The organism is Myxococcus sp. RHSTA-1-4 (assembly GCF_020037125.1).
GTDB lineage: Bacteria > Myxococcota > Myxococcia > Myxococcales > Myxococcaceae > Myxococcus.
This window is the reverse complement of the sequence record NZ_JAIQDG010000002.1, coordinates 545,806-565,126: the sequence shown is the minus strand read 5'-3', so window position 1 is coordinate 565,126 and position 19,321 is coordinate 545,806. Positions and strand designations below refer to the sequence as shown.

The 19,321-nt window shown below is 70.2% G+C and carries 17 protein-coding genes and 1 tRNA gene; 9 read left to right on the top strand and 9 right to left on the bottom strand.

Annotated features, from left to right (window positions below):
* Positions 1-3: 3 nt before the first annotated feature.
* Positions 4-480, bottom strand: a complete 477-nt coding sequence (locus tag K8638_RS05775; RefSeq protein ID WP_223753389.1) for a GNAT family N-acetyltransferase — start codon at positions 478-480, stop codon at positions 4-6.
* Between the two features lie 76 nt (positions 481-556).
* On the opposite strand from K8638_RS05775, the gene K8638_RS05770 reads away from it, so the two are divergent.
* The 3 genes from K8638_RS05770 to K8638_RS05760 all read left to right on the top strand — a co-directional run bounded on the left by K8638_RS05770 (position 557) and on the right by K8638_RS05760 (position 3,741).
* A complete protein-coding gene (locus K8638_RS05770) occupies positions 557-1,732 on the top strand; it encodes an MFS transporter (protein WP_223753388.1) in 1,176 nt (391 codons plus the stop codon).
* A gap of 15 nt (positions 1,733-1,747) precedes the next feature.
* On the top strand, positions 1,748-2,800 hold the full coding sequence (locus K8638_RS05765; protein ID WP_223753387.1) for a hypothetical protein: 1,053 nt from the start codon (positions 1,748-1,750) through the stop codon (positions 2,798-2,800).
* 140 nt (positions 2,801-2,940) lie between these two features.
* Entirely contained in the window at positions 2,941-3,741 is an 801-nt protein-coding gene (locus tag K8638_RS05760; protein WP_223753386.1) for a hypothetical protein, read from the top strand.
* A gap of 74 nt (positions 3,742-3,815) precedes the next feature.
* Here K8638_RS05760 and fdxA read toward each other — a convergent pair whose 3' ends face one another.
* The 4 genes from fdxA to K8638_RS05740 all read right to left on the bottom strand — a co-directional run bounded on the left by fdxA (position 3,816) and on the right by K8638_RS05740 (position 7,052).
* The gene (gene fdxA / locus K8638_RS05755; protein ID WP_223753385.1) at positions 3,816-4,151 is read right to left on the bottom strand and encodes a ferredoxin FdxA; all 336 of its coding nucleotides are present in this window, start codon (positions 4,149-4,151) and stop codon (positions 3,816-3,818) included.
* 108 nt (positions 4,152-4,259) lie between these two features.
* Positions 4,260-5,348, bottom strand: coding sequence for an aspartate-semialdehyde dehydrogenase (asd, locus tag K8638_RS05750; RefSeq protein WP_223753384.1), 1,089 nt, complete (start codon positions 5,346-5,348; stop codon positions 4,260-4,262).
* Positions 5,349-5,423: 75 nt separating this feature from the next.
* Positions 5,424-5,777 carry a rhodanese-like domain-containing protein gene (locus K8638_RS05745; protein ID WP_223753383.1) on the bottom strand — a complete coding sequence of 118 codons (354 nt, stop codon included), beginning with the start codon at positions 5,775-5,777 and terminating at the stop codon, positions 5,424-5,426.
* A gap of 123 nt (positions 5,778-5,900) precedes the next feature.
* Positions 5,901-7,052 (bottom strand): acyl-CoA dehydrogenase family protein, encoded by a 1,152-nt coding sequence (locus K8638_RS05740; RefSeq protein WP_223753382.1) that lies wholly within the window; start codon positions 7,050-7,052, stop codon positions 5,901-5,903.
* Between the two features lie 149 nt (positions 7,053-7,201).
* Here K8638_RS05740 and K8638_RS05735 point away from each other — a divergent pair.
* Positions 7,202-7,273, top strand: a tRNA-Cys gene (locus K8638_RS05735).
* Between the two features lie 67 nt (positions 7,274-7,340).
* On the opposite strand, the gene K8638_RS05730 is transcribed toward K8638_RS05735, so the two are convergent.
* Positions 7,341-8,972 (bottom strand): nitrous oxide reductase family maturation protein NosD, encoded by a 1,632-nt coding sequence (locus K8638_RS05730; RefSeq protein ID WP_223753381.1) that lies wholly within the window; start codon positions 8,970-8,972, stop codon positions 7,341-7,343.
* Positions 8,973-9,093: 121 nt separating this feature from the next.
* On the opposite strand from K8638_RS05730, the gene K8638_RS05725 reads away from it, so the two are divergent.
* From K8638_RS05725 to K8638_RS05715, 3 genes are all read left to right on the top strand, one after another.
* Positions 9,094-10,905, top strand: a complete 1,812-nt coding sequence (locus K8638_RS05725; RefSeq protein WP_223753380.1) for a SpoIID/LytB domain-containing protein — start codon at positions 9,094-9,096, stop codon at positions 10,903-10,905.
* Positions 10,906-11,026: 121 nt separating this feature from the next.
* Complete coding sequence (locus tag K8638_RS05720; protein WP_223753379.1) at positions 11,027-12,271, top strand: energy transducer TonB; 1,245 nt, start codon at positions 11,027-11,029, stop codon at positions 12,269-12,271.
* 71 nt (positions 12,272-12,342) lie between these two features.
* A complete protein-coding gene (locus K8638_RS05715) occupies positions 12,343-13,263 on the top strand; it encodes a cation diffusion facilitator family transporter (RefSeq protein WP_223753378.1) in 921 nt (306 codons plus the stop codon).
* A gap of 116 nt (positions 13,264-13,379) precedes the next feature.
* Here the strand turns inward: K8638_RS05715 and gcvP are convergent, their stop codons facing one another.
* The 3 genes from gcvP to gcvT form a co-directional block, all read right to left on the bottom strand.
* Positions 13,380-16,286, bottom strand: a complete 2,907-nt coding sequence (gene gcvP, locus K8638_RS05710; RefSeq protein WP_223753377.1) for an aminomethyl-transferring glycine dehydrogenase — start codon at positions 16,284-16,286, stop codon at positions 13,380-13,382.
* Between the two features lie 72 nt (positions 16,287-16,358).
* On the bottom strand, positions 16,359-16,748 hold the full coding sequence (gene gcvH, locus K8638_RS05705; RefSeq protein WP_223753376.1) for a glycine cleavage system protein GcvH: 390 nt from the start codon (positions 16,746-16,748) through the stop codon (positions 16,359-16,361).
* 41 nt (positions 16,749-16,789) lie between these two features.
* Positions 16,790-17,872: a glycine cleavage system aminomethyltransferase GcvT gene (gene gcvT / locus K8638_RS05700; protein WP_223753375.1), complete on the bottom strand. Its 1,083-nt coding sequence runs from the start codon at positions 17,870-17,872 to the stop codon at positions 16,790-16,792.
* A 97-nt stretch (positions 17,873-17,969) separates the two neighbouring features.
* On the opposite strand from gcvT, the gene metF reads away from it, so the two are divergent.
* Positions 17,970-18,842: a methylenetetrahydrofolate reductase [NAD(P)H] gene (metF, locus tag K8638_RS05695; RefSeq protein ID WP_223753374.1), complete on the top strand. Its 873-nt coding sequence runs from the start codon at positions 17,970-17,972 to the stop codon at positions 18,840-18,842.
* Positions 18,839-19,261 (top strand): hypothetical protein, encoded by a 423-nt coding sequence (locus K8638_RS05690; RefSeq protein ID WP_223753373.1) that lies wholly within the window; start codon positions 18,839-18,841, stop codon positions 19,259-19,261. Before metF ends, K8638_RS05690 begins: the two co-directional genes overlap by 4 nt.
* Positions 19,262-19,321: the final 60 nt, after the last annotated feature.

Sequence of the window (19,321 nt, the reverse complement as noted above, 5' to 3'; positions counted from 1 at the left end):
CGGCTACAGCTTCTTGTGCATCTCCAGGTGGTCGATGCCGGCCTCCTGGAAGACCGTGCCCACCGACTCGTAGCCGTGCTTCTTGTAGAACTCGAGCGCGTAGAGCTGCGCGTGCAGCATGATGCCGTTGACCCCGCGCCGGCGCGCCTCTTCCTCCAGCGCGGTCAGCAGCATGGAGCCCACGCGCGCCTTGCGGTGCGCCTGGAGCACCGCCATGCGGCCAATCTGTCCCCACTTGCCCTCGCGGCCCGCGGGAGGCTGCGGCAGCATCACCAGACGGCCCGTGCCAATGGCGTGGCCGCCCTGGTTCGCGATGACGTGGTAGGCGTTCGCATCCTCCGCGTCGCGCTCGATGCCCTCGGGGACGTGCTGCTCCTCGATGAACACCACCTCGCGGATGGCGAGCGCCTGCATGAGCTCCGCCTCACTCTTGATCTGGGTGATGGTGACGGGCGCGGAGAGATCCGTGGGAGTAGCCATGTCGCGGGCAAGGTACACAAAAGACCGCGAGGTCAACAGACGGAAAAAAGCCCCCGGCATGTCAAGGTGCGGTCCCATGCCAGCCCCGCCGCAGGCAGCCGGCCGTGTATCCCTGGCCGGCTTCTATTTCCTCTATTACGCGACGGTGGGAATCGTCCTGCCATTCCTGCCTGCCTATCTCAAATCACTTTCACTCTCGGCGACGCAGGTGGGACTGCTCCTCTCCATCAGCCCCTTCCTGTCCCTGCTCGCGCCCCCGCTGTGGGGGCACCTGGCCGACCGTACGGGCCGCGCGGCGCGGGTGCTCACCGGGCTGACGCTCGGGGCCGTGCTCGCCTTTTCGCTGCTGTTGTTGGCGCGGAGCTTCCCCGCCCTGGTGGCCTCGCTGGCGGTGTACGCCGTGTTCTCCACGGGCTTCACGCCGCTCATCGACAGCCTGGCCATGCACCACGTGGCGCGCGCCGGCGGCAGCTACGCGCACCTGCGGCTGTTCGGCTCGCTGGGCTTCATCGCGTCCAGCGTGGTGTTCGGCCTGCTGGTGCCGCGCGTGGACGAGCGGCTGGTGCTGGCCCCACTGGGGCTGCTGGCCCTGCTCGCGCCCTGGACGCTCACCCTGCGTGACAACGACACGCCAGGCCCTCGGCCCCATCCGCTGGCGGGGCTGCGGCTCCTGCGCCATCCCGACATCCGGTGGCTGCTCGCGGCCACGGGCCTGCACTGGCTGGCGTGCGCGCCCTACCATGGCTCGCTCTCCATCCACGTCATGGCGCTGGGACTGTCACCGGCCGTGGTGGGCCTGACGGCGGGCGCGGGCGTGGTGGCCGAGGTGGTGGTGATGTTCCTGTACCCGCGGCTCGCCGGAGGCTTCGCGCCGCGGCACGTGCTGGGCTTCGCCTTCGCCGCGAGCGCGCTCCGGTGGGGAGGCATGGCGCTGACGTCGTCCGCGGGCGTGCTGTTGGCGCTCGCGCCGCTGCACGGGCTGACGTTTGGCGCGTTCTATGTGGCCTGTGTCGCCTTCCTCGCGCGGCGCGTGCCGCCGGAGCTGCGCGCGTCCGGACAGGCGCTGTTCGCCGCGGTCACCTTCGGCGTCGGCGGACTCCTGGGCTACGCCACCTCCGGGGCCGTGTACGACTGGCTGGGCGGGCACCGGCTCTTCGCCGTGGCCGCCGTGCTGGAGCTGGTCGCCGCCGCGCTGGTGCTCCAGGCCTCGCCACCACCCGAGGAGGAGCCCCTGCCCATGGAGGCCTCGTGATAGGCTGGGGCCGTCATGCGTTCCGCCCGTCTGCTCGCACTCGCCCTGGGTCTGCTGACCCTGCCCGCCACCGCCACTCAACCGGAGTTCTTCTTCGGCACCGGGCAGCCTCCCGTCTTCCGCGAGGAGGACATGGACAAGCGCTTCGTCAGGACGCGCCTGTACCAGGCACTGGTCCAGGGAACCAATGACCCGAACTGCGCGCAGGTGGTGGGCGCGATGCTCACGCTGCTCGGTGAGACGGCGCCGCTGTTCCACAAGCGGGACGAGAACTTCATGCTCGACCCGGTGCTGGTCCAGGCGCTGAACACCCAGCTCGTCAACCCGCGCTTCCCGGGCAACGCCTTCTTCGTCGCCATGGTGCGGCGGGTGCTCATCGACCAGAAGCTGACACCCGAGTGGCTGGGGACGGCCCAGGCGCTGGCGCCGTACTACCCCGCCATGGACATGGCGAAGCTGCGCTTCCTGTCCGAGGGCGTGAAGCCGCTGGACAGCTTCCTGCTCACCCTCCCCGTGCTGCGCGAGCGGTACAAGGAGGACGTGGAGCGGGCCACCTCCGTGGCCGCATCCACCGCCGAGGCCCTCTTCCGCGACAACTACCTGGACCACGAGCTGGCCTTCTCCGGCGTGGAGGTCGTGGACGTGAAGCTGGAGAAGCCGAAGAAGAAGCGCCTCAAGAAGGGCGAGGAGCCGGAGCAGCCGTACATGCTGGCCCGCCTCGTCTGGGTGGAGCCGGAGCCGCCCTCGGAGGCGCCCTACGAGTTCCAGTTCGGCAAGCCGCGCAAGCGCGTCAAGGTGGACATCACCGCGAAGCTCGCGGAGTCGCAGTACGTGGACCTCAACAAGCTGCTGCGGGGGACCAGGGTGCTCGTGCGGGGCCGCTTCTGGGAGTACAAGAAGGGCCTCACCGCCATCGAGATGCGCGAGGCGCTGCTGTTCCCGGAGCGCGACTGGACGAATGTGACCGGCCTCGTGGACCCGGCCGCGCTGGCCTCGTGCCCCCTGGCCGTCAACGACCTGACGGGGCTCGCGCCCACGCAGCCCGGCGCCTTCGGCACGTACCGCTGAGGGGCATCCCGCTCCCGGACGCCCGTCCCGCCGCGCGTACGCCCCTCGTCACCGGAAGCCCGTGACTCCGGGGGCTTCCGCGGCGCGCCCCCTGGCACGTCCCCTGCTCTCTCCCTCGCGCCACCCACGCGAGGGAACCCATGAAGGTCGACGCGCAAGAACCCCCATCCGAGTCCGGAGCGGCGAAGCAGGCCCCGGACGGAGCCCGGTTCAAGAAGGCACTCCAGCAAGCGGATCCGCGGCGGATGCCCCCCCGAGGCACCACGCCCGAAGTCCCGGGGACCGCCCGCCCCGGAGTCTCGGCCGTCCGTGCTCCCGCCCTACCGCTGGCGAGAGCGTCGAGCCCGGTCGTCGCCACCGCCCGTGGGGCCCTGGCCAGCCCGGAGAACCTCGTACGGACGCGCCAGGTGATGCACCTGGAGGCCCAGCGGCTGGGCACCTTCCGGAGCGAGGCCAGCACCCAGGTCCAGGAGCGCACCGAGCAGCGAGTCACGGAGCTCATCGCACGCGAGCTGTCGCGGGACCTGCGGGCCCCGCCTCCTCCGCCCCTGGAGGCACGGCCCCCCCCCGGGGCGACGAGCCCGGAGCCGGGTCGCCATGGCATGGACGCACCACCCCAGGAGTCGCGCGCCGTGGCCTCCGTGGCGGCGGGAGGCGCGAGTGCCTCCGGCGCCGGAGAGCCGGGCCCGGGCGCGCGCACCGAGGCGGCGCTGGAGCTCATCGAGCGCATCGAGGTCTTCGTGAAGTCCCAGCGGCCGGCGCTGAGCCTGAGCCTGCGGGGCGGCCTGGACGCCACGGTGGAGGTGGAGCGGACGGGGCCTCGGGAGGTGGCGTTGCGCATCCAGGGCCGGAACGGGCCACTGCCATCCGAGGACCTGGCGCGGCTGAGGGAGGGGCTGGAGGCGCGGGGGCTGCGGCTGCGCTCACTGCGCGCGGAATGAGGAAGCCCGCGACGACGAAGGCCCTCGCGCCGTGGGGCGGGAGGGCCTTCCGTGGACACGCGGGTGTGAGCGGCCTACTTGCCGGGCTTCGCCTCGAGCAGGGCGCGCTTGTCCTGCTTGTCCTTGAAGTCCTCTGCCTCGGGCAGCGGAGCCTTCTTCTCGGCGATGTTGGGCCACTTCGCGGCGAAGTCGGCGTTCAGCGGCTTGTACTCCTTCCACTTCTCGGGGAGCTCCGTCTCCGGGAAGATGGCCTTGGTGGGGCACACGGGCTCGCAAGCGCCGCAGTCGATGCACTCATCCGGGTGGATGACCAGGAAGTTGGCACCTTCATAGAAGCAGTTGACCGGGCACACCTCGACACAGTCGGTGTACTTGCACTTGATGCAAGGCTCGGCGACGACGTAGGCCATGAAAATTCTCCTCTAGCGGAATCTAGCGCGTCCGTGGGCGCGCACAGTAGTGGTTCGGGCCGGCGATGGCACCCTGAATCTGAGCCCTCCGCCGGCCGGACGTCGCGGTCAGCCCAGCAGCCCCTGGGCCCGAAGCTGCTCGGCCACGAGGATGGCCCCGCGCGCGGCGCCCATCTTGGTGTTGTGGGAGACGAGCACGTACTTGAAGCCGTTCTCCAGCACGCCGTCCTCGCGCACGCGCCCCACCGTCGTGGCCATGCCGCCGTGGGTGTCGCGGTCCAACCGGGGCTGGGGACGGAACGGGTCATCCAGCACTTCAATCCAGTTCGGAGGAGCGGACGGCAGGCCGCGAGCCACCTCGGCCCCCCGCCACTCGCGCATCGCCTGGACGACCTCGGCCACGGTGGCCTTCGCTCCCAGCGACACGAAGACGGACTCCGTGTGCCCCTCCATGACGGCCACGCGGGTGCAGGTGCAGGACACCCGGACGTCATGGGGGGTGAGCGCCTCGCCACCAGGGCGCAGGGTGCCGAGGATCTTCTTCGTCTCCACCTCGACCTTGTGCTCCTCCTTGGGGATGTGGGGGATGACGTTGTCGATGATGTCCAGACCGATGACGCCCGGCGAGCGGCCGGCGCCGGACATGGCCTGGAGGCTGGTCATCAGCACCGCCTTCACGCCGAAGCGCTCGGCCAGCGGCGCCAGGGTGATGGCGAGGCCGGTGGTGGTGCAGTTGGGAATGGGAACGATGTAGCCCTTCCAGCCGCGCCGCTTCTGCTGCTCGCGCACGAGCGGAGCGTGCGAGGCGTTGACGGGAGGAATGAGCAGCGGGACGTCTTCCTCGTAGCGGAAGGCGCTGGCGGCGGAGAAGACGGGGATGTCCTTCGCCAGCCGGGGCTCCAGTTCGCGCGCCACGTCCGCCTCGACGGCGGAGAAGACCAGGTCGAAGTCCTTGGCCTGGAGCGCGTCACCCGCCACCACCTTCATGCGGGCCACCTCGGCCGGCAGGGGCTCGGGGACGAACCATGCCGTCATGCCGTTGGCCGTCTTCAGCGCCTCCCCGTAGGTTTTTCCCGCCGAGCGAGGGGACGCGGCGAGGCCGGTCAGCTCGAAGTGCGGGTGGTCCTTCAGGGCTGCGATGAACTGCTGTCCGGCGAGTCCGGTGGCGCCGATGAGCGCCGCGCGAAGCCTGGCCATGGGGCGTTCTCTCCAGTGGAGGGTGAGGTCGGCCGCTGCATACACCCTTTGACGACGCGCTGCATCCGCCGCGCGTCAGTGCCGCAGGGCGACCTGGGGGGCGCGGGCATGGCGCTCCGTGGGGTAGCCGCCCGTCACCCAGGCGGGGAGGCCCCCTTCGAGGCACACCGCCTCGCGCCCGCGCATCCGGAGCAGGCGGCAGAGGCGGCGGATGTCCCTGCCGTCGGGAGAGCAGCCACACAGGACGATGAGCTCATCGTCCGGGAGCATGTGGAGCTCTCGGGCAATCTCCCCGGGAGTCATTCTCAGTGCACCGGGGATGTGCAGCTCATAGCGCTCCCAATCCGACGGGTCGCGACAGTCGAGGACGAGCACTTCGTCGTCCCCCAGACGCATGTACAGCTCGGCACAGACGATGGTGGGCTCCACGGGGACCTCCGCGGGGTCTCTTCCGGGAACCCGGAGCGCCACGGGGCTGTTCCGTCGCGCTCCCCCGGCTGCCTGGCCCTGGAGGGCTGCCGCGCCGCGCCGCCCACCCTGGGCGACCCGGGCCTACAGCCCGAGCTGCTTGGCGATGATTTCGTTCATCACCTCGCTGGTGCCACCGCCGATGGGCCCCAGCCGCGCGTCGCGCCAGTGGCGCTGGATGTCGTACTCCATCATGTAGCCGGCGCCGCCGTGGAGCTGGAGGCACTCGTCCGCCACGCGGCAGGCCATCTCGGTGGCCACCTTCTTGGCCATGGACGTCTGGGCGACGGCCCACTCGCCGGCCACGTGCAGGCGCAGGGCGTGGTAGGTGAGCTGGCGCGCGCACTCGCGGGCGGTGAACAGGTCCGCCAGCTTGTGCCGCACCACCTGGAACTGGTTGAGCGACTGGCCGAAGGCGCGGCGCGACTTCACGTGCTCGAGCACCTTCTCCAGCATGTCATCCGCGGCGCCCAGCGCCCCCAGGGCCAGCGACAGGCGCTCCCACTGGAAGTTGCCCATGATTTGGGAGAAGCCCTGTCCCTCCACGCCCAGCAGGTTCTCCGCGGGCACGCGGCAGTCCTCGAAGAACAGCTCCGCCGTGTCCGAGGCGCGCCAGCCCACCTTCTTCAGCTTGCGCCCCACGGAGAAGCCCGGCGTGCCCTTCTCCACCACCAGCATGGACAGGCCCTTGTGGCCGGCGGACGGGTTCGTCTTCACCGCCAGCACCACGAAGTCCGCGCGCACGCCGTTGGTGATGTACGTCTTGGAGCCGTTGATGACGTAGGAGTCCCCGTCGCGCCGCGCGGTGGTGCGCAGGCCGGCCACGTCCGAGCCGGCGTCGGGCTCGCTGATGCCCAGCGCGCCAATCTTCTCCCCGCGGATGGCGGGGGCCAGCCAGCGGCGCTTCTGCGCGTCCGTGCCGAACAGGTGGATGGGCCCGGTGGAGATGGTGAACTGCGCCGCCAGCCCGGCGGACACGCCCCCCGAGCCACACCGGCCCAGTTCCTCCAGGAGCACCGCCTCGTAGAGCTCTCCGGCCGCCGAGCCCCCGTACTCCACCGGGTACTTCAGCCCGAGGAAGCCCAGCTCGCCAAAGCGCGCGAACAGCTCACGGGGGAACTCCTCCCGCTCCTCCCACTCGGCGGCGAAGGGGAGCAGCTCCTTGTCCACCACCGCCCGCACCGTGCGGCGGAACGCGTCATGCTCTTCCAGGTACATCCCGTGGCCGTGCAGCATCTCGAAGCACCTCTCAGTCGGGTACGCAGGCGCACCCGGGGTGGAACCCTCTGGCGCACCCATGCTACCGGGACGCAATGCGTTCGGGCTGCTGTTGCATCCTTGACCAGGCAGGGGCCGGCTGCGTATAAAGCCGACCCCATCCTCTCGGCGCCATAGCCAAGTGGTAAGGCAAAGGTCTGCAAAACCTTCATTCCCCGGTTCGAATCCGGGTGGCGCCTCAAAGACAAAGGCCCGATGCGGAAGCGACTCCGCATCGGGCCTTGTCGTTTCAGGGGCCTGGGGCCGTCAGCAGCCCATCTCCACCGCGCCGATGTCCGGGCCGGCGCCGCAGAAAGGCAGGCCCACGTCGATGCCATGGTCCACGGCCGCGACGCCGGGGCCGAAGGCCTCGCCCAGGTCCGGCGCGCCGGCGGTGGAGGTGGTGTCGCCGGCGGCGGACTTGAACTGCTCCAGCCCCACCAGCGTCCCCTTCTCCTTGAACTGGGCGCCAGCCGGGAAGAGGTTGTTGCCCATCTGCATGCCGGGGGCCTGGGCGCCCAGGCTCACCGCGAGGGGCGCGGCGTCCACGATGTTGTTGCGCACCACCGGGGCCTCCGTGGGCCCGCCGGTGCCATGGCCGATGATGAGCGCCGTGGAGACGCGGGTGAGGGTGTTGTTGACCACCACGGTGCCGTTGGAGTTCTCCAGGCGGATGCCGGTGCCCTCGCCACCGCCGGCGTTGGTGATGTCGTGCACGCGGTTGCGGCGGATGACGATGCCCGTGGGCATGGGGCCCTCGCGGTTGCCACCCACGGAGATGCCCTTGGCGCCGTCGTAGATTTCGTTGTCCTCCACCGTCACGTCGCGCGCGGAGTAGTGAACCACCACCACGTCCCCCTTGGCCGTGCTGGACGGGCGGAACTGGTGCATGCGGTTGTTGCGGATGGCCACGCGGTGGCACGTCTTGATGTCCACGGCGTTCTCCCGGTTGGCGTAGAAGTGGTTGTTCTCCACCACCAGCCCGTCCGCGGGGGGCAGCGTGCTGAAGCCCTCGGGCCCCAGGCACTGCACGGAGTCACCCGAGTTGTCGTGGATGTCGTTGTTGCGCACGGTGATGTCGCGCGACGTGGGCTGCACCACGACGCCGTGCGAGTCCTTGTTGCCCGTGTTCTTCACGAAGTCGTGGATGTGGTTGTTCTCGATGGTGGCGCCGGTGGCGTTGTCGTAGGTCGTCACGCCCGCGCCGGCGCCGCCGTGGTGCAGCTCCGAGTTGGCCAGCACCGAGCCCGTCACGTCGCCCTGGAAGGTGACGGCGAAGAAGGACTGGCCCTGCACGTCGACTTCGAACCCGTCGACGACCCAGTTCGGGCGGCGCACCTGCACGAGCGCGCCTCCCCCGTTGCCGGGGATGATGCGCGGGCGGCCCTCGCCCTGAAGGGTGATTTTCGCCTCCGGCGTGCCCGGCTTCGCGTTCTCCGCGATGACGATGCGCTCGGGATAGGTGCCGGCCAGCACGCGGATGACCTCGCCGGGGTTGGCCTGGCTGATGGCCTTGGCGATGGTGCGGAAGGGCTGCGCGGCGCTGCCGTCGCCGGAGTCGTTACCGGACTCGCTCACCACCCACTCACGGGAGAACTGGGGGGTGGCCGCGGCCGACAGGGGCGAGGCCTGGGAGCCCGGCTGGGGGGACGGCTCGGCGATGTTGGCGTGGTCCGGGTGCGCGGGCAGCGCCTCCACCGGGGTGTTCGGCACGGCCTGCACCCCCAGGGCCGGCTTGAAGGCCGGGGCGCCGGGAGCGGGGGCCGCCGGAGCGCCCGCCTGCAGGTCCGGAAGGGGAAGCCCTTCGGCGTGGGCCGTCACGCCGAGCATGAGCAGGCTCGCGGCCAGAGCGGCCGCCGGGGTCTTCAGCTTCACGCGGTTGCCTCGTCGGATTTTCATGAGCAGGGGCAACGCGGGAGCCCGGGCGCTCTATTCACCGCGTGTCCCAGCGGCCCTGGCGGCCCGGCAGGCGTACGACCCGTGACAGCCCGCGCGCGTGGCGGCTACGGTGGCGCCCCCTGTGCGACCCGCCGTCCCGCTGCTCCTCACCCTCCTCCTGCTCTCCGCCTGCGCGGCCCCCAGGCCCGCGCCGGAAGCGGCCCCCTCCCCCGCCACCGGTCAGGCGGACGCGTCCCCGGATGGGGGCACGGCGGCCCCGGAAGCCGCCCCCGCGGCTGGCGCCCCTCCCCTGGCCGACGGTGGAACGCCCCCCAGCCCGGACGCGGGCGCCCCGCCAGCGCTGCCGGGCGGAGAGGACCTGATGGGACAGGGCCTGCCGGGGCCGGGAGACCTCAAGCGGCTGGACTTCCGGGGCGGTGAGCCCCGGGTGCCCATCCGGCTGATGGAGGGCCGGCGCGAGGTGACGTTCTCCCCCCGGGGCCGGATGCGGCTGCGCTTCGGCGGGCCCGACGACAAGGTGCTGGACGCGGCGGCGGGGACGCGGTGGACGGTGCGCGTGACGCAGGGCGAGCGGGCCGTCCTCTCCGCGCGCGTGCAGCTCGGCGAGTTCCGCATCGCGGACCGCGAGGGCATGAGCGCGGCCCAGGAGGAGTGGCGGGCGCGCGGGCTGGCGGTGCGCACGCACGTGCTGGGCACGGTGTACGGCATCGCCGGCAAGGTCATCGACAACCGGCGCCACCTGCTGCTGATGGACGAGGCGCTCTCCCCCGAGGAGGCGGCCCGCAGGCAGGCGGACCTCCTGCGCCAATACGGCGTGAGGACCACGCTGTTCGAGGAGGTGCGCACGCCCGCGAGCGCCATCCTCGAGGTGCGGGACGAGTCCGGCGTGGTGGTGGGGCTGGCGCAGGACCGGCTGGACGCGGAGACGCCGGACGGCGCGGGCTTCGACGTGCGCCAGGTGGAGTACGGCGTCGGCTACGACTTCCACGGCTTCGAGGACCGCACCTTCCGGGGCGCGCTGCAGCTCGTGGTGGACCGCGCGGGCCTGCTGGCGGTGGTGAACGTCGTCCCCCTGGAGGACCTGCTGAAGGGGCTGGTGCCGTCCGAAATCTACGCCCGCGCGCACCCGGAGGCGCTCAAGGCCCAGGCCGTCACCGCGCGCGGCGAGGTGCTGGCCAAGGTGGGCATCAAGCACCTGGCGGACCCGTACCTCCTCTGCTCGGAGCAGCACTGCGCGGTGTACCGGGGCCGCACGGGCGAGGTGGCCAGCACCACCGCCGCGGTGGAGGCCACCCGGGGCCAGGGCCTCTTCAGCGAGGACGGCCGGCTGGTGGACTCCGTCTACAGCGCGATGTGCGGCGGCCACACGGAGGACAATGACGTGGTGTGGGGCGGCCCGCCGGACCCGTCGCTGCGCGGACGCCCGGACCTCCTGACCCCGTCGGGTCGGCATCCCCTGCCGGCGCACCTGGAGGAATGGCTGGCGGCAACCGACCTCCCGGCCGCCTGCCGGCTGTCCAGCTTCGCGCCGGCGGGCAAGTTCCGCTGGGAGAAGCGCTTCACGGCGGCCCAGGTGGACGCGCTGACACGGCACCTCGGCGTGGGCCGGGTGCTGGCCATGGCCCTGTCCGAAAGGGGCGTGTCCGGGCGGGCGCGGGTGCTGACGCTGTCCGGCGAGCGGGGGGCCACGCAGATCCGGGGCGAGTTGAACATCCGCCGGTTGTTCGGGATGCTCAACAGCAGCATGGCGGTGGTGGAGGCCGAACGGAACGCCGAGGGCCAGCTCACCGGCTGGCTTTTCCGTGGCGGGGGTTGGGGCCACGGAGTAGGGATGTGCCAGACAGGCGCTATCGGCCGGGCGGAGGCCGGGCAGCGCTACCAGGACATCCTCCGTCACTACTTCAACGGCGCCGAGGTGGCTCCCATCTATTGAGCCTGGAGGGGGGCTACTCGTGCGAACCAGTGCACGTCTCGCGAATCTCCTCCCCTGCCCGCCTGTTCTGCCGCGAACGGGACGGGACTAGTCAGCCGGCCTGGAGGTTTATCATCGCGCCGTGAGCACGGGTTCTTCTCCAACAGACTGGCGCCGCCGCAGGCGGCAGGGCTCGCCCTGGCGCGTCGTCGCCGCGGTGGCGCTCGCCCTGCTGGTCCACGTCGTCTATGTGGGTGCGCTGCTCCTGAGCGGCTCCCTCCAGGGCCCGGGGAAGGAGCACAAGCCCGCCACCCGGCCCACCGCCGTGGCCGTCCGGCCGCTCACCGCGGACCAATGGGCGAAGAACCGGGGCAAGGCGGACGTCAACTCCAAGTCACGGGTGGCGGAGCGCTCCCGCGTCCAGGAGAAGAAGGAAGAGAAGAAGCCCGAGGACAAGCCCCAGGGCCAGGTGGTGGATGTCGCCCCCGGCAATGACGAGGTGGACCCGAACGCGAAGTACCTCGCGGAGAGCAACAACCGGGTGCGGAAGGAGACGCGCGCCCGGGAGCAGACGCCCTTCTACAAGAACGCCATGCCGCAGCGGACGGCCCCGCGGGAGCAGCCGGGCACGGACTCGCAGCCGCAGCAGGCCCCGCGCATCGCCGGCAACAACGGCCTGGGCAACGACGAGAAGCCCATGTCGGAAGGCGGCCAGAAGCCCGCCTTCGAGATTCCCGACGCCCGCCGCAAGAGCGAGGTGGCCGTGAAGACGGACCCCAACACGCGGGGCCCGGGCGTGGCGGTGAACAACCAGAACGAGAGCGACGAGCTGGCGGGCAACTCGAAGCGCCTGCGCATCCAGCCGGGCACGGGCGGCGAGGAGGCGGGCTCGACCGGGCGCGCGGGGGCCCCGGGCATGGCCGCGCTGATGCCGTCGCGCGCCGTCATGGACAAGGTGCTGGGCGCGGCGCCCAATGACCACCTCCAGGACGCGGAGGAGGGAGACGCCACCCTCCTCAACACGCGCGAGTGGAAGTACGCCAGCTTCTTCAACCGCGTGAAGCAGAGCGTGGGCATGCACTGGAACCCCAACGAGCAGCTCCGCCGCAGGGACCCCACCGGCGCCACCTACTCGGGGAAGGACCGGTACACGCTGCTGGCGGTGACGCTCGACGAGAAGGGCCAGGTGAAGGACATCCAGGTGGAGAAGAGCAGCGGCCTGGACTTCCTGGACCTGGAGGCGGTGTCGTCCTTCAAGCGCGCGCAGCCCTTCCCCAACCCTCCGCCGGGCCTGCTGACCCAGGACGCGGAGGTGAAGTTCCAGTTCGGCTTCTTCATGGAGATGGGCGGCGGCCCGAGGATGCGGCTGTTCCGCCAGCCGAACTGAACGCGCGGTTCCGGGCAGAGCGCAATACGAGTCACTCGCCGCCGGGCGAGCTTCCCACTACCCTGCGCGCCGTGGAAACGTCCGCCGCCGACCGCAGCCTCTACCTCCAGCACCGGAACCGGAAGGTCCGCCTCGTCCTCTTCGCCATCCTGGTGGCCAACTGGGTGGTGGCCATCGCCAAGCTCGCCTTCGGGCTCGTCAGCCAGTCCGCGGCGGTGACAGCGGACGGGCTGCACTCCTTCATCGACGGCGGCTCCAACGTGCTGGGGCTGGTGGCCATGGGCGTGGCGTCGCGCCCCGCGGATGCGGACCACCCCTACGGCCACGGCAAGTTCGAGGCGCTCGCGTCGCTCGGCATCGGCGCGATGATTGGCATCGGCATGCTGGAGCTGGGGCGCATGGCGATGGACTCCGTGCTGCACGACAAGCACCCGCAGGTGACGCTGACGATGGCGGGGGTGATGGCCTTCACCCTCGTGGTGAACGTGGCGGTGACGCGCGTGGAGCGGCACTTCGGGAACAAGTACAAGAGCGCCCTGCTGCTGGCGGACGCCAGCCACACGATGTCCGACGTCTACGTCACGCTCGCCGTGCTGGCCTCGCTGCTGCTGGTGTGGATGGGCTACCCGCGCGCGGACGGGTTCATCGCGCTGGGGGTGATGGTGTTCGTGGCGTGGGTGGCCTACGGCATCGTCCGGCAGGCGGTGGGCATCCTCTCGGACACGGCGCGGTTGGACCCGGTGGAGGTGGCCCGCCAGACGATGGAAGTCGCGGGCGTGCGCAGCTGCCGCGACGTGCGCAGCCGCGGCATGGAGGAGAGCGTCTACGTGGACCTCAAGATCGAGGTGGACCCGAACCTCACCACCGCGCAGGCCCACGAGCTGGCGGACCGGGTGGAGCGCACGCTCCAGGCCGCCTACCCGCAGGTGGTGGACGTGGTGGTCCACGTGGAGCCGGAGCTCAGCGCGCCCTCCCGCACCGGGCGCGCCTGAGCCCCTCCCCTCCCCCAAGACAGAGACGGGGCGGACGCCCTGAAAAGCAGAGGGCCGCCTCCCGATGAAGGGAGACGGCCCCGGGTGCTTCACGGCCCTTCAGGACGCGGGAGGCGTCAGGCCACCGCGGCCTTCGGGTCCGGCGTCATGTAGTCCTCGACGGGCGGGCAGGAGCACACCAGCTTGCGGTCACCGAGCACGTTGTTCAGGCGCCCCACGGCCGGCCAGAACTTGTTCTCGCGCACCCAGGCGGCGGGGAAGACGGCCTGCTCGCGCGAGTAGGGCCGGTTCCACTCCGGGGCGGTGATGACGCGCGAGGTGTGGGGGGCGTTCTTCAGGACGTTGTTGTCCTTCGGCATGCGCCCCTCCTCGATGTCGCGAATCTCCTGGCGGATGGCGATCAACGCGTCGCAGAAGCGGTCCAGCTCCGCCTTGGACTCGCTCTCCGTCGGCTCGATCATCAGCGTGCCCGACACGGGGAAGGACACGGTGGGCGCGTGGAAGCCGAAGTCCATCAGCCGCTTGGCCACGTCCTCCACCTCCACGCCCGACGTCTTCTTCAGCGGGCGCAGGTCGACGATGCACTCGTGCGCCACCTTGCCGCGCTTGCCGCGGTACAGCACCGGGTAGTGCGGCTGGAGCCGCTCGGCGATGTAGTTGGCGTTGAGGATGGCCAGCTTCGTGGCCTGGGTGAGGCCCTCGCCGCCCATCATCGTCATGTACATCCACGAGATGAGCAGGATGCTGGCGCTGCCCCACGGCGCGGCGGAGATGGCGCTGATGGCCTCCGAGCCGCCCGTCTTGATGACGGGGTGACCCGGCAGGAACTTCACCAGGTGGCTGGCCACGCAGATGGGGCCCATGCCCGGGCCGCCGCCGCCGTGCGGGATGCAGAACGTCTTGTGCAGGTTGATGTGGCAGACGTCCGCGCCGATGGAGCCCGGCGAGGTGAGCCCCACCTGGGCATTCAGGTTGGCGCCGTCCATGTACACCTGGCCGCCGCGCTCGTGGATGATGGAGCAGATCTCCTTGATCTCCTCCTCGAACACGCCGTGCGTGGACGGGTAGGTCACCATCAGCGCCGCGAGCCTGTCCTTGTGCTCGTCCGCCTTGGCGCGCAGGTCCCCGAGGTCGATGTTGCCGTCCTCGTCGCACCTGGTGACGACGACCTTGTAGCCGGCCATCACCGCGGACGCGGGGTTGGTGCCGTGCGCGGAGGACGGAATCAGGCACACGTCGCGGTGCCCCTGGCCCCGGCTCTGGTGGTACGCGCGAATCACGAGCAGGCCCGCGTACTCACCCTGGCTGCCCGCGTTGGGCTGCAGCGAGCACCCGGCGAAGCCCGTCACCTGCGTGAGCATCTGCTCGAGCTGCTCGAAGATGACCTTGTAGCCGGCCGCCTGCGAGGTGGGGGCAAAGGGGTGCAGCTTGCCGAACTGGGGCCACGTCACCGGAATCATCTCCGCGGTGGCGTTGAGCTTCATGGTGCAGCTGCCCAGCGGAATCATCGAGTGCGTGAGGGACAGGTCCTTCGCCTCGAGCCGCTTGATGTAGCGCAGCATCTCCGCCTCGGAGTGGTAGCTGTTGAAGACGGAGTGCGTGAGGTACGCGCTGGTGCGGCGCAGCTCCGGCGCCACCGGCGTCTCCACGCTGGCGCCCGCCTCCTCCAGCGAGGGGGCGGCGGACTTGCCGGCGCCGGTGGCGAAGGCCGCGAGGATGGCCTCCACGTCCGCGGGCCGCGTCGTCTCGTCCAGGGACACGCCCACCGTCTTCTCGTCGATGCGGCGGAAGTTCATCCGCGCCGCCTCGGCGGCCGCGAGCACCGCGCGCACCTGCGGCGGCGTCAGCTCCACGCGCAGCGTGTCGAAGTACTGCTCGTGCTTCGGCTTGAGGCCCAGCTTCGCCAGGCCGCGCGCCAGCACCACGGTGAGGCCGTGCACGCGCTCGGCGATGGACTTCAGCCCCTTGGGCCCGTGATAGACGGCGTACATGCCGGCCATGATGGCCAGCAGCACCTGCGCGGTGCAGATGTTGCTCGTCGCCTTCTCGCGGCGGATGTGCTGCTCGCGCGTCTGCAGGGCCATGCGCAGCGCGCGGCGGCCCTGCGCGTCCTCGGACACGCCGATGATGCGGCCCGGCATGACGCGGGTGTACGCGTTCTTCGTGGCGAAGTAGGCGGCGTGCGGACCGCCGTAGCCCATGGGGACGCCGAAGCGCTGGGCGCTGCCCACCGCCACGTCCGCGCCGAACTCGCCCGGCGGGGTGAGCAGCGTGAGGCTCAGCAGGTCCGCCGCGACGACGAACAGGCCGCCCGCCGCGTGCACCTTGTCCGCGAAGGCGCGGTAGTCATGCACCACTCCGTCCGTGGCCGGGTACTGCACCAGCGCGCCCACGAACTTCTTCGAGCCCAGGTCCACCGTGCGGTGGTCACCGACGACCACCTCCACGCCCAGCGGCGCGGCGCGGGTGCGCACCACGTCCACCGTCTGCGGGTGGCAGGTATCGGAGACGAAGAAGGCGCCACCGGCGCCGTCGCCCTTCTGGTGCAGGGCCATGGCCATGGCCTCGGCGGCCGCGGTGCCCTCGTCCAGCAGCGAGGCGTTGGCCACCTCCAGCCCCGTCAGGTCCATGATGAGGGTCTGGAAGTTGAGCAGCGCCTCCAGACGCCCCTGCGAAATCTCCGCCTGGTAGGGCGTGTACTGGGTGTACCAGCCCGGGTTCTGGAAGATGTTGCGGAGGATGACGTTCGGGACGTGGGTGTCGTGGTAGCCCATCCCGATGAAGGACCGGAACACCTGGTTCTTCGCGGCGATGGCCTCGAGCTGCGCGAGCAGCTCGTGCTCACCGCGCGGAGGGCCGAGCTTCAGCGGCTCCTTGGAGCGGATGGCCGGCGGGACGGCCTGCTCGATGAACGCATCGAGCGAGGTGACGCCCAGCGCGGACAGCATCTGCTTCAGCTCGTGCTCGTCCGGACCGATGTGACGGCCGGCGAACGACTCCTGGTAGTTCCAATTCAAGGGCATGGCAGTCGGGCTCGCGTACGAGGCTTGAAATCGAAGGACCGTCACTAACAGCCGGCGAGTGGCTGTTCAGTGCTACGCGTTCTTCAGCAGGTTGGCGTACGCGGTGGCGTCCATGAGCGCGTCCACCTGCTTGGGGTCCGACGGCTCGACCTCGATGATCCACCCCGCCCCGTAGGGGTCCGTGTTGACGGTGGAGGGGTTGTCCGCCAGGGCCTCGTTCACCTTCACCACCGTGCCCGACAGCGGCGAGTACAGCTCGGACACCGCCTTGGTGGACTCGATGACGCCGAACTGCTTGCCCTCGGTGACGGTGCTCCCCACCTTCGGCAGCTCCACGTACACCACGTCGCCGAGCGCCTCCTGGGCGTGGTGCGTGACGCCCACCACCACCACCTTGCCCTGGGCGCGGGCCCACTCGTGCTCCTTGGTGTACTTCAGGTCGCCAGGAATCGTCTCGGCCATGTCGTTGCTCCTCGGAAGGGCTGCGAAGGGGGCTGGGTGCTTCAGGGCTTCTTGTAGAACGGCGTCTTCACCACCACGGCGGGCACGGCGCGGCCGCGGATGTCCACGTCGAAGGTGGAGCCTTCGGCGGAAAGCTCGGTGGGCACATAGCCGATGCCGATGGGCTTCTTCACGGACGGGCCCATGGTGCCGCTCGTCACCTCGCCCACCGGCTTGCCGTCCTTGAGGATGGCGTAGCCGTGGCGGGGGATGCCGCTGCCGGTCAGCTCGAAGCCCACCAGCTTGCGCTTCACGCCCGCCGCCTTCTGCGCCACCAGGGCGTCCTTGCCGATGAACGCCGGCTTGTCGAGCTTCACAATCCAGCCGAGCCCGGCCTCAAGGGCCGTATGCTTGTCGTCGATGTCGTTGCCGTAGAGCGCGTACTTCATCTCCGTCCGGAGGCTGTCACGCGCGCCCAGGCCGCACGGCTTCACGCCGTCCTGCTGCCCCTCGGTGAGCAGCGCGTCCCAGAGCTTCACCGCGCCGCCGGGCGGGCAGTACAGCTCGAAGCCGTCCTCGCCGGTGTAGCCGGTGCGGGAGATGATGCTCTTGACGCCCGCCACCTCGCCCTCGGTGAAGCGGTAGGTGCCCACCTTGGAGAGGTCCGCCTTCGTCAGGCGCTGGACGAGCCCGGCCGCCTTGGGGCCCTGCACGGCGATCTGCGCGAACTCGTCACCGCGGTCCACGGGCTTCACGCCCTTCGCGTGCTCCTTCATCCACGCGAAGTCCTTCTCGCGGTTGCTGGCGTTGACGCAGATGAAGATGCGCTCGGGGCTGAAGCGGTAGGCGACGATGTCGTCCACGAAGGTGCCCTGCTCGTTGAGCAGGCCCGCGTAGACCGCCTGCCCGTCCGAGATGCGGGTGAGGTCGTTGGAGATGAGGGCGTTGACCGTCTCCAGGGCGCCGGGGCCGTTGAACTCCACTTCGCCCATGTGGGACACGTCGAACAGGCCGACCGCCGTGCGCACCGTCTCGTGCTCGCCGATGACGGACGAGTACTGAACCGGCATGTCCCAACCCGCGAAGTCAACCATCCGAGCGCCCAACTTGCGGTGGGCCTCGTTGAGGGGCGTACGCCGGACCATCACTCTCTCCTGGAGGGGGGTGTGGAAAACGGCGCGGACTATAGCCGCGAGACTTCGCCGATCAAGACCGGCGGGGACCGTCTACACTGGGTGCGACATGAAGATTCGTAATCGGTTGAATCCATCCAACCCGTGCTTCTCCTTCGAGTTCTTCCCGCCGAAGACGGACGAGGGCGTGGCCAACCTCCTCAAGACGCTGGAGGAGCTGGCCCCCTTGCAGCCGGGCTTCGTGTCGGTGACGTACGGGGCCGGCGGCAGCACGCGCGACAGGACGGTGGAGCTGGTCACCCGCATCAAGAAGGAGACGGGCATCGAGGCCATGGCGCACCTGACGTGCGTGGGCCACACCCGGGAGGAGCTGCGCGAGCTGCTCCAGCGGCTGGCGGACGCGAAGCTGGAGAACGTGCTGGCGCTGCGCGGTGACCCGCCCCAGGGCCAGAAGGAGTTCGTCCCGGCGCCGGGCGGATTTCGCTACGCGTCAGAGCTGGTGCGATTCATCCGAGAAGAGGATTTCAACTTCAGCATCGGGGGCGCGTGTTATCCGGAGGGCCACGTGGAGACCGCGTCCCGCGACGACGACCTGCGTCATCTGAAGGAGAAGGTGGACGCGGGGCTGGACTTCGTGGTGTCGCAGCTCTTCTTCGACAACGCCTTCTTCTTCGACTTCGTGGAGCGGGCCCGTCGCGCGGGCATCAACGTCCCCATCGTCCCCGGCATCATGCCCATCACCAACTACGAGCAGCTCCAGCGCTTCACGCGGATGTGCGGAGCCACCGTGCCCATGCGGCTGGCGCTGCAGCTCGAGCGGGTGAAGGACCAGCCGGAAGCGCTGGTGCAGCTCGGCGTGGCGCACGCGACGGTGCAGTGCATGGAGCTGCTGTCGCGCGGCGTGCCCGGCATCCACTTCTACACGCTCAACAAGTCCCCGGCGACGCGGATGATCGTGAGCGCCCTGAGAGCCCGTTCATGAGTGGTCCTGGAATCCAGCTTCCCCCGAACGACCCGCGCAACAAGGTCCTGAACATCATCCGGCCGCCAGCGTTCTTCCTGCTGTGCGTGGGCGTGCTGAACATCATCTACAACGTGGCCGGCTTCGTGCTGGCCGCGATGAAGGTGACGTCCCCCTTCGTCCCCGCCGGCGCCACGCCCGCTCCGCTGGAGCTGAGCCTGACGCTGACGCTGATGCTCGTGGTGGGCGTCATCTGCGGCGTGCTGTCCGCGTGGGGCGCGCTGAACGCGCTGAACCTCAAGGGCTACGGCCTGGCCACGGTGGGCGGAATCACCGCGCTGTACATCCTGTCCCCTGGCTGCGTCATCGGCGTGCCGGTGGCCATCTGGATGCTGTTCACCCTGCGCCGCGAGGGCGTACGGGAAGCGTTCCAGGCCTGAGCCGCCCCCGCGCCCCGCCCGCTTCGCTTCCCGCTGAACGGGCGTGGGCAATGTGGGCCG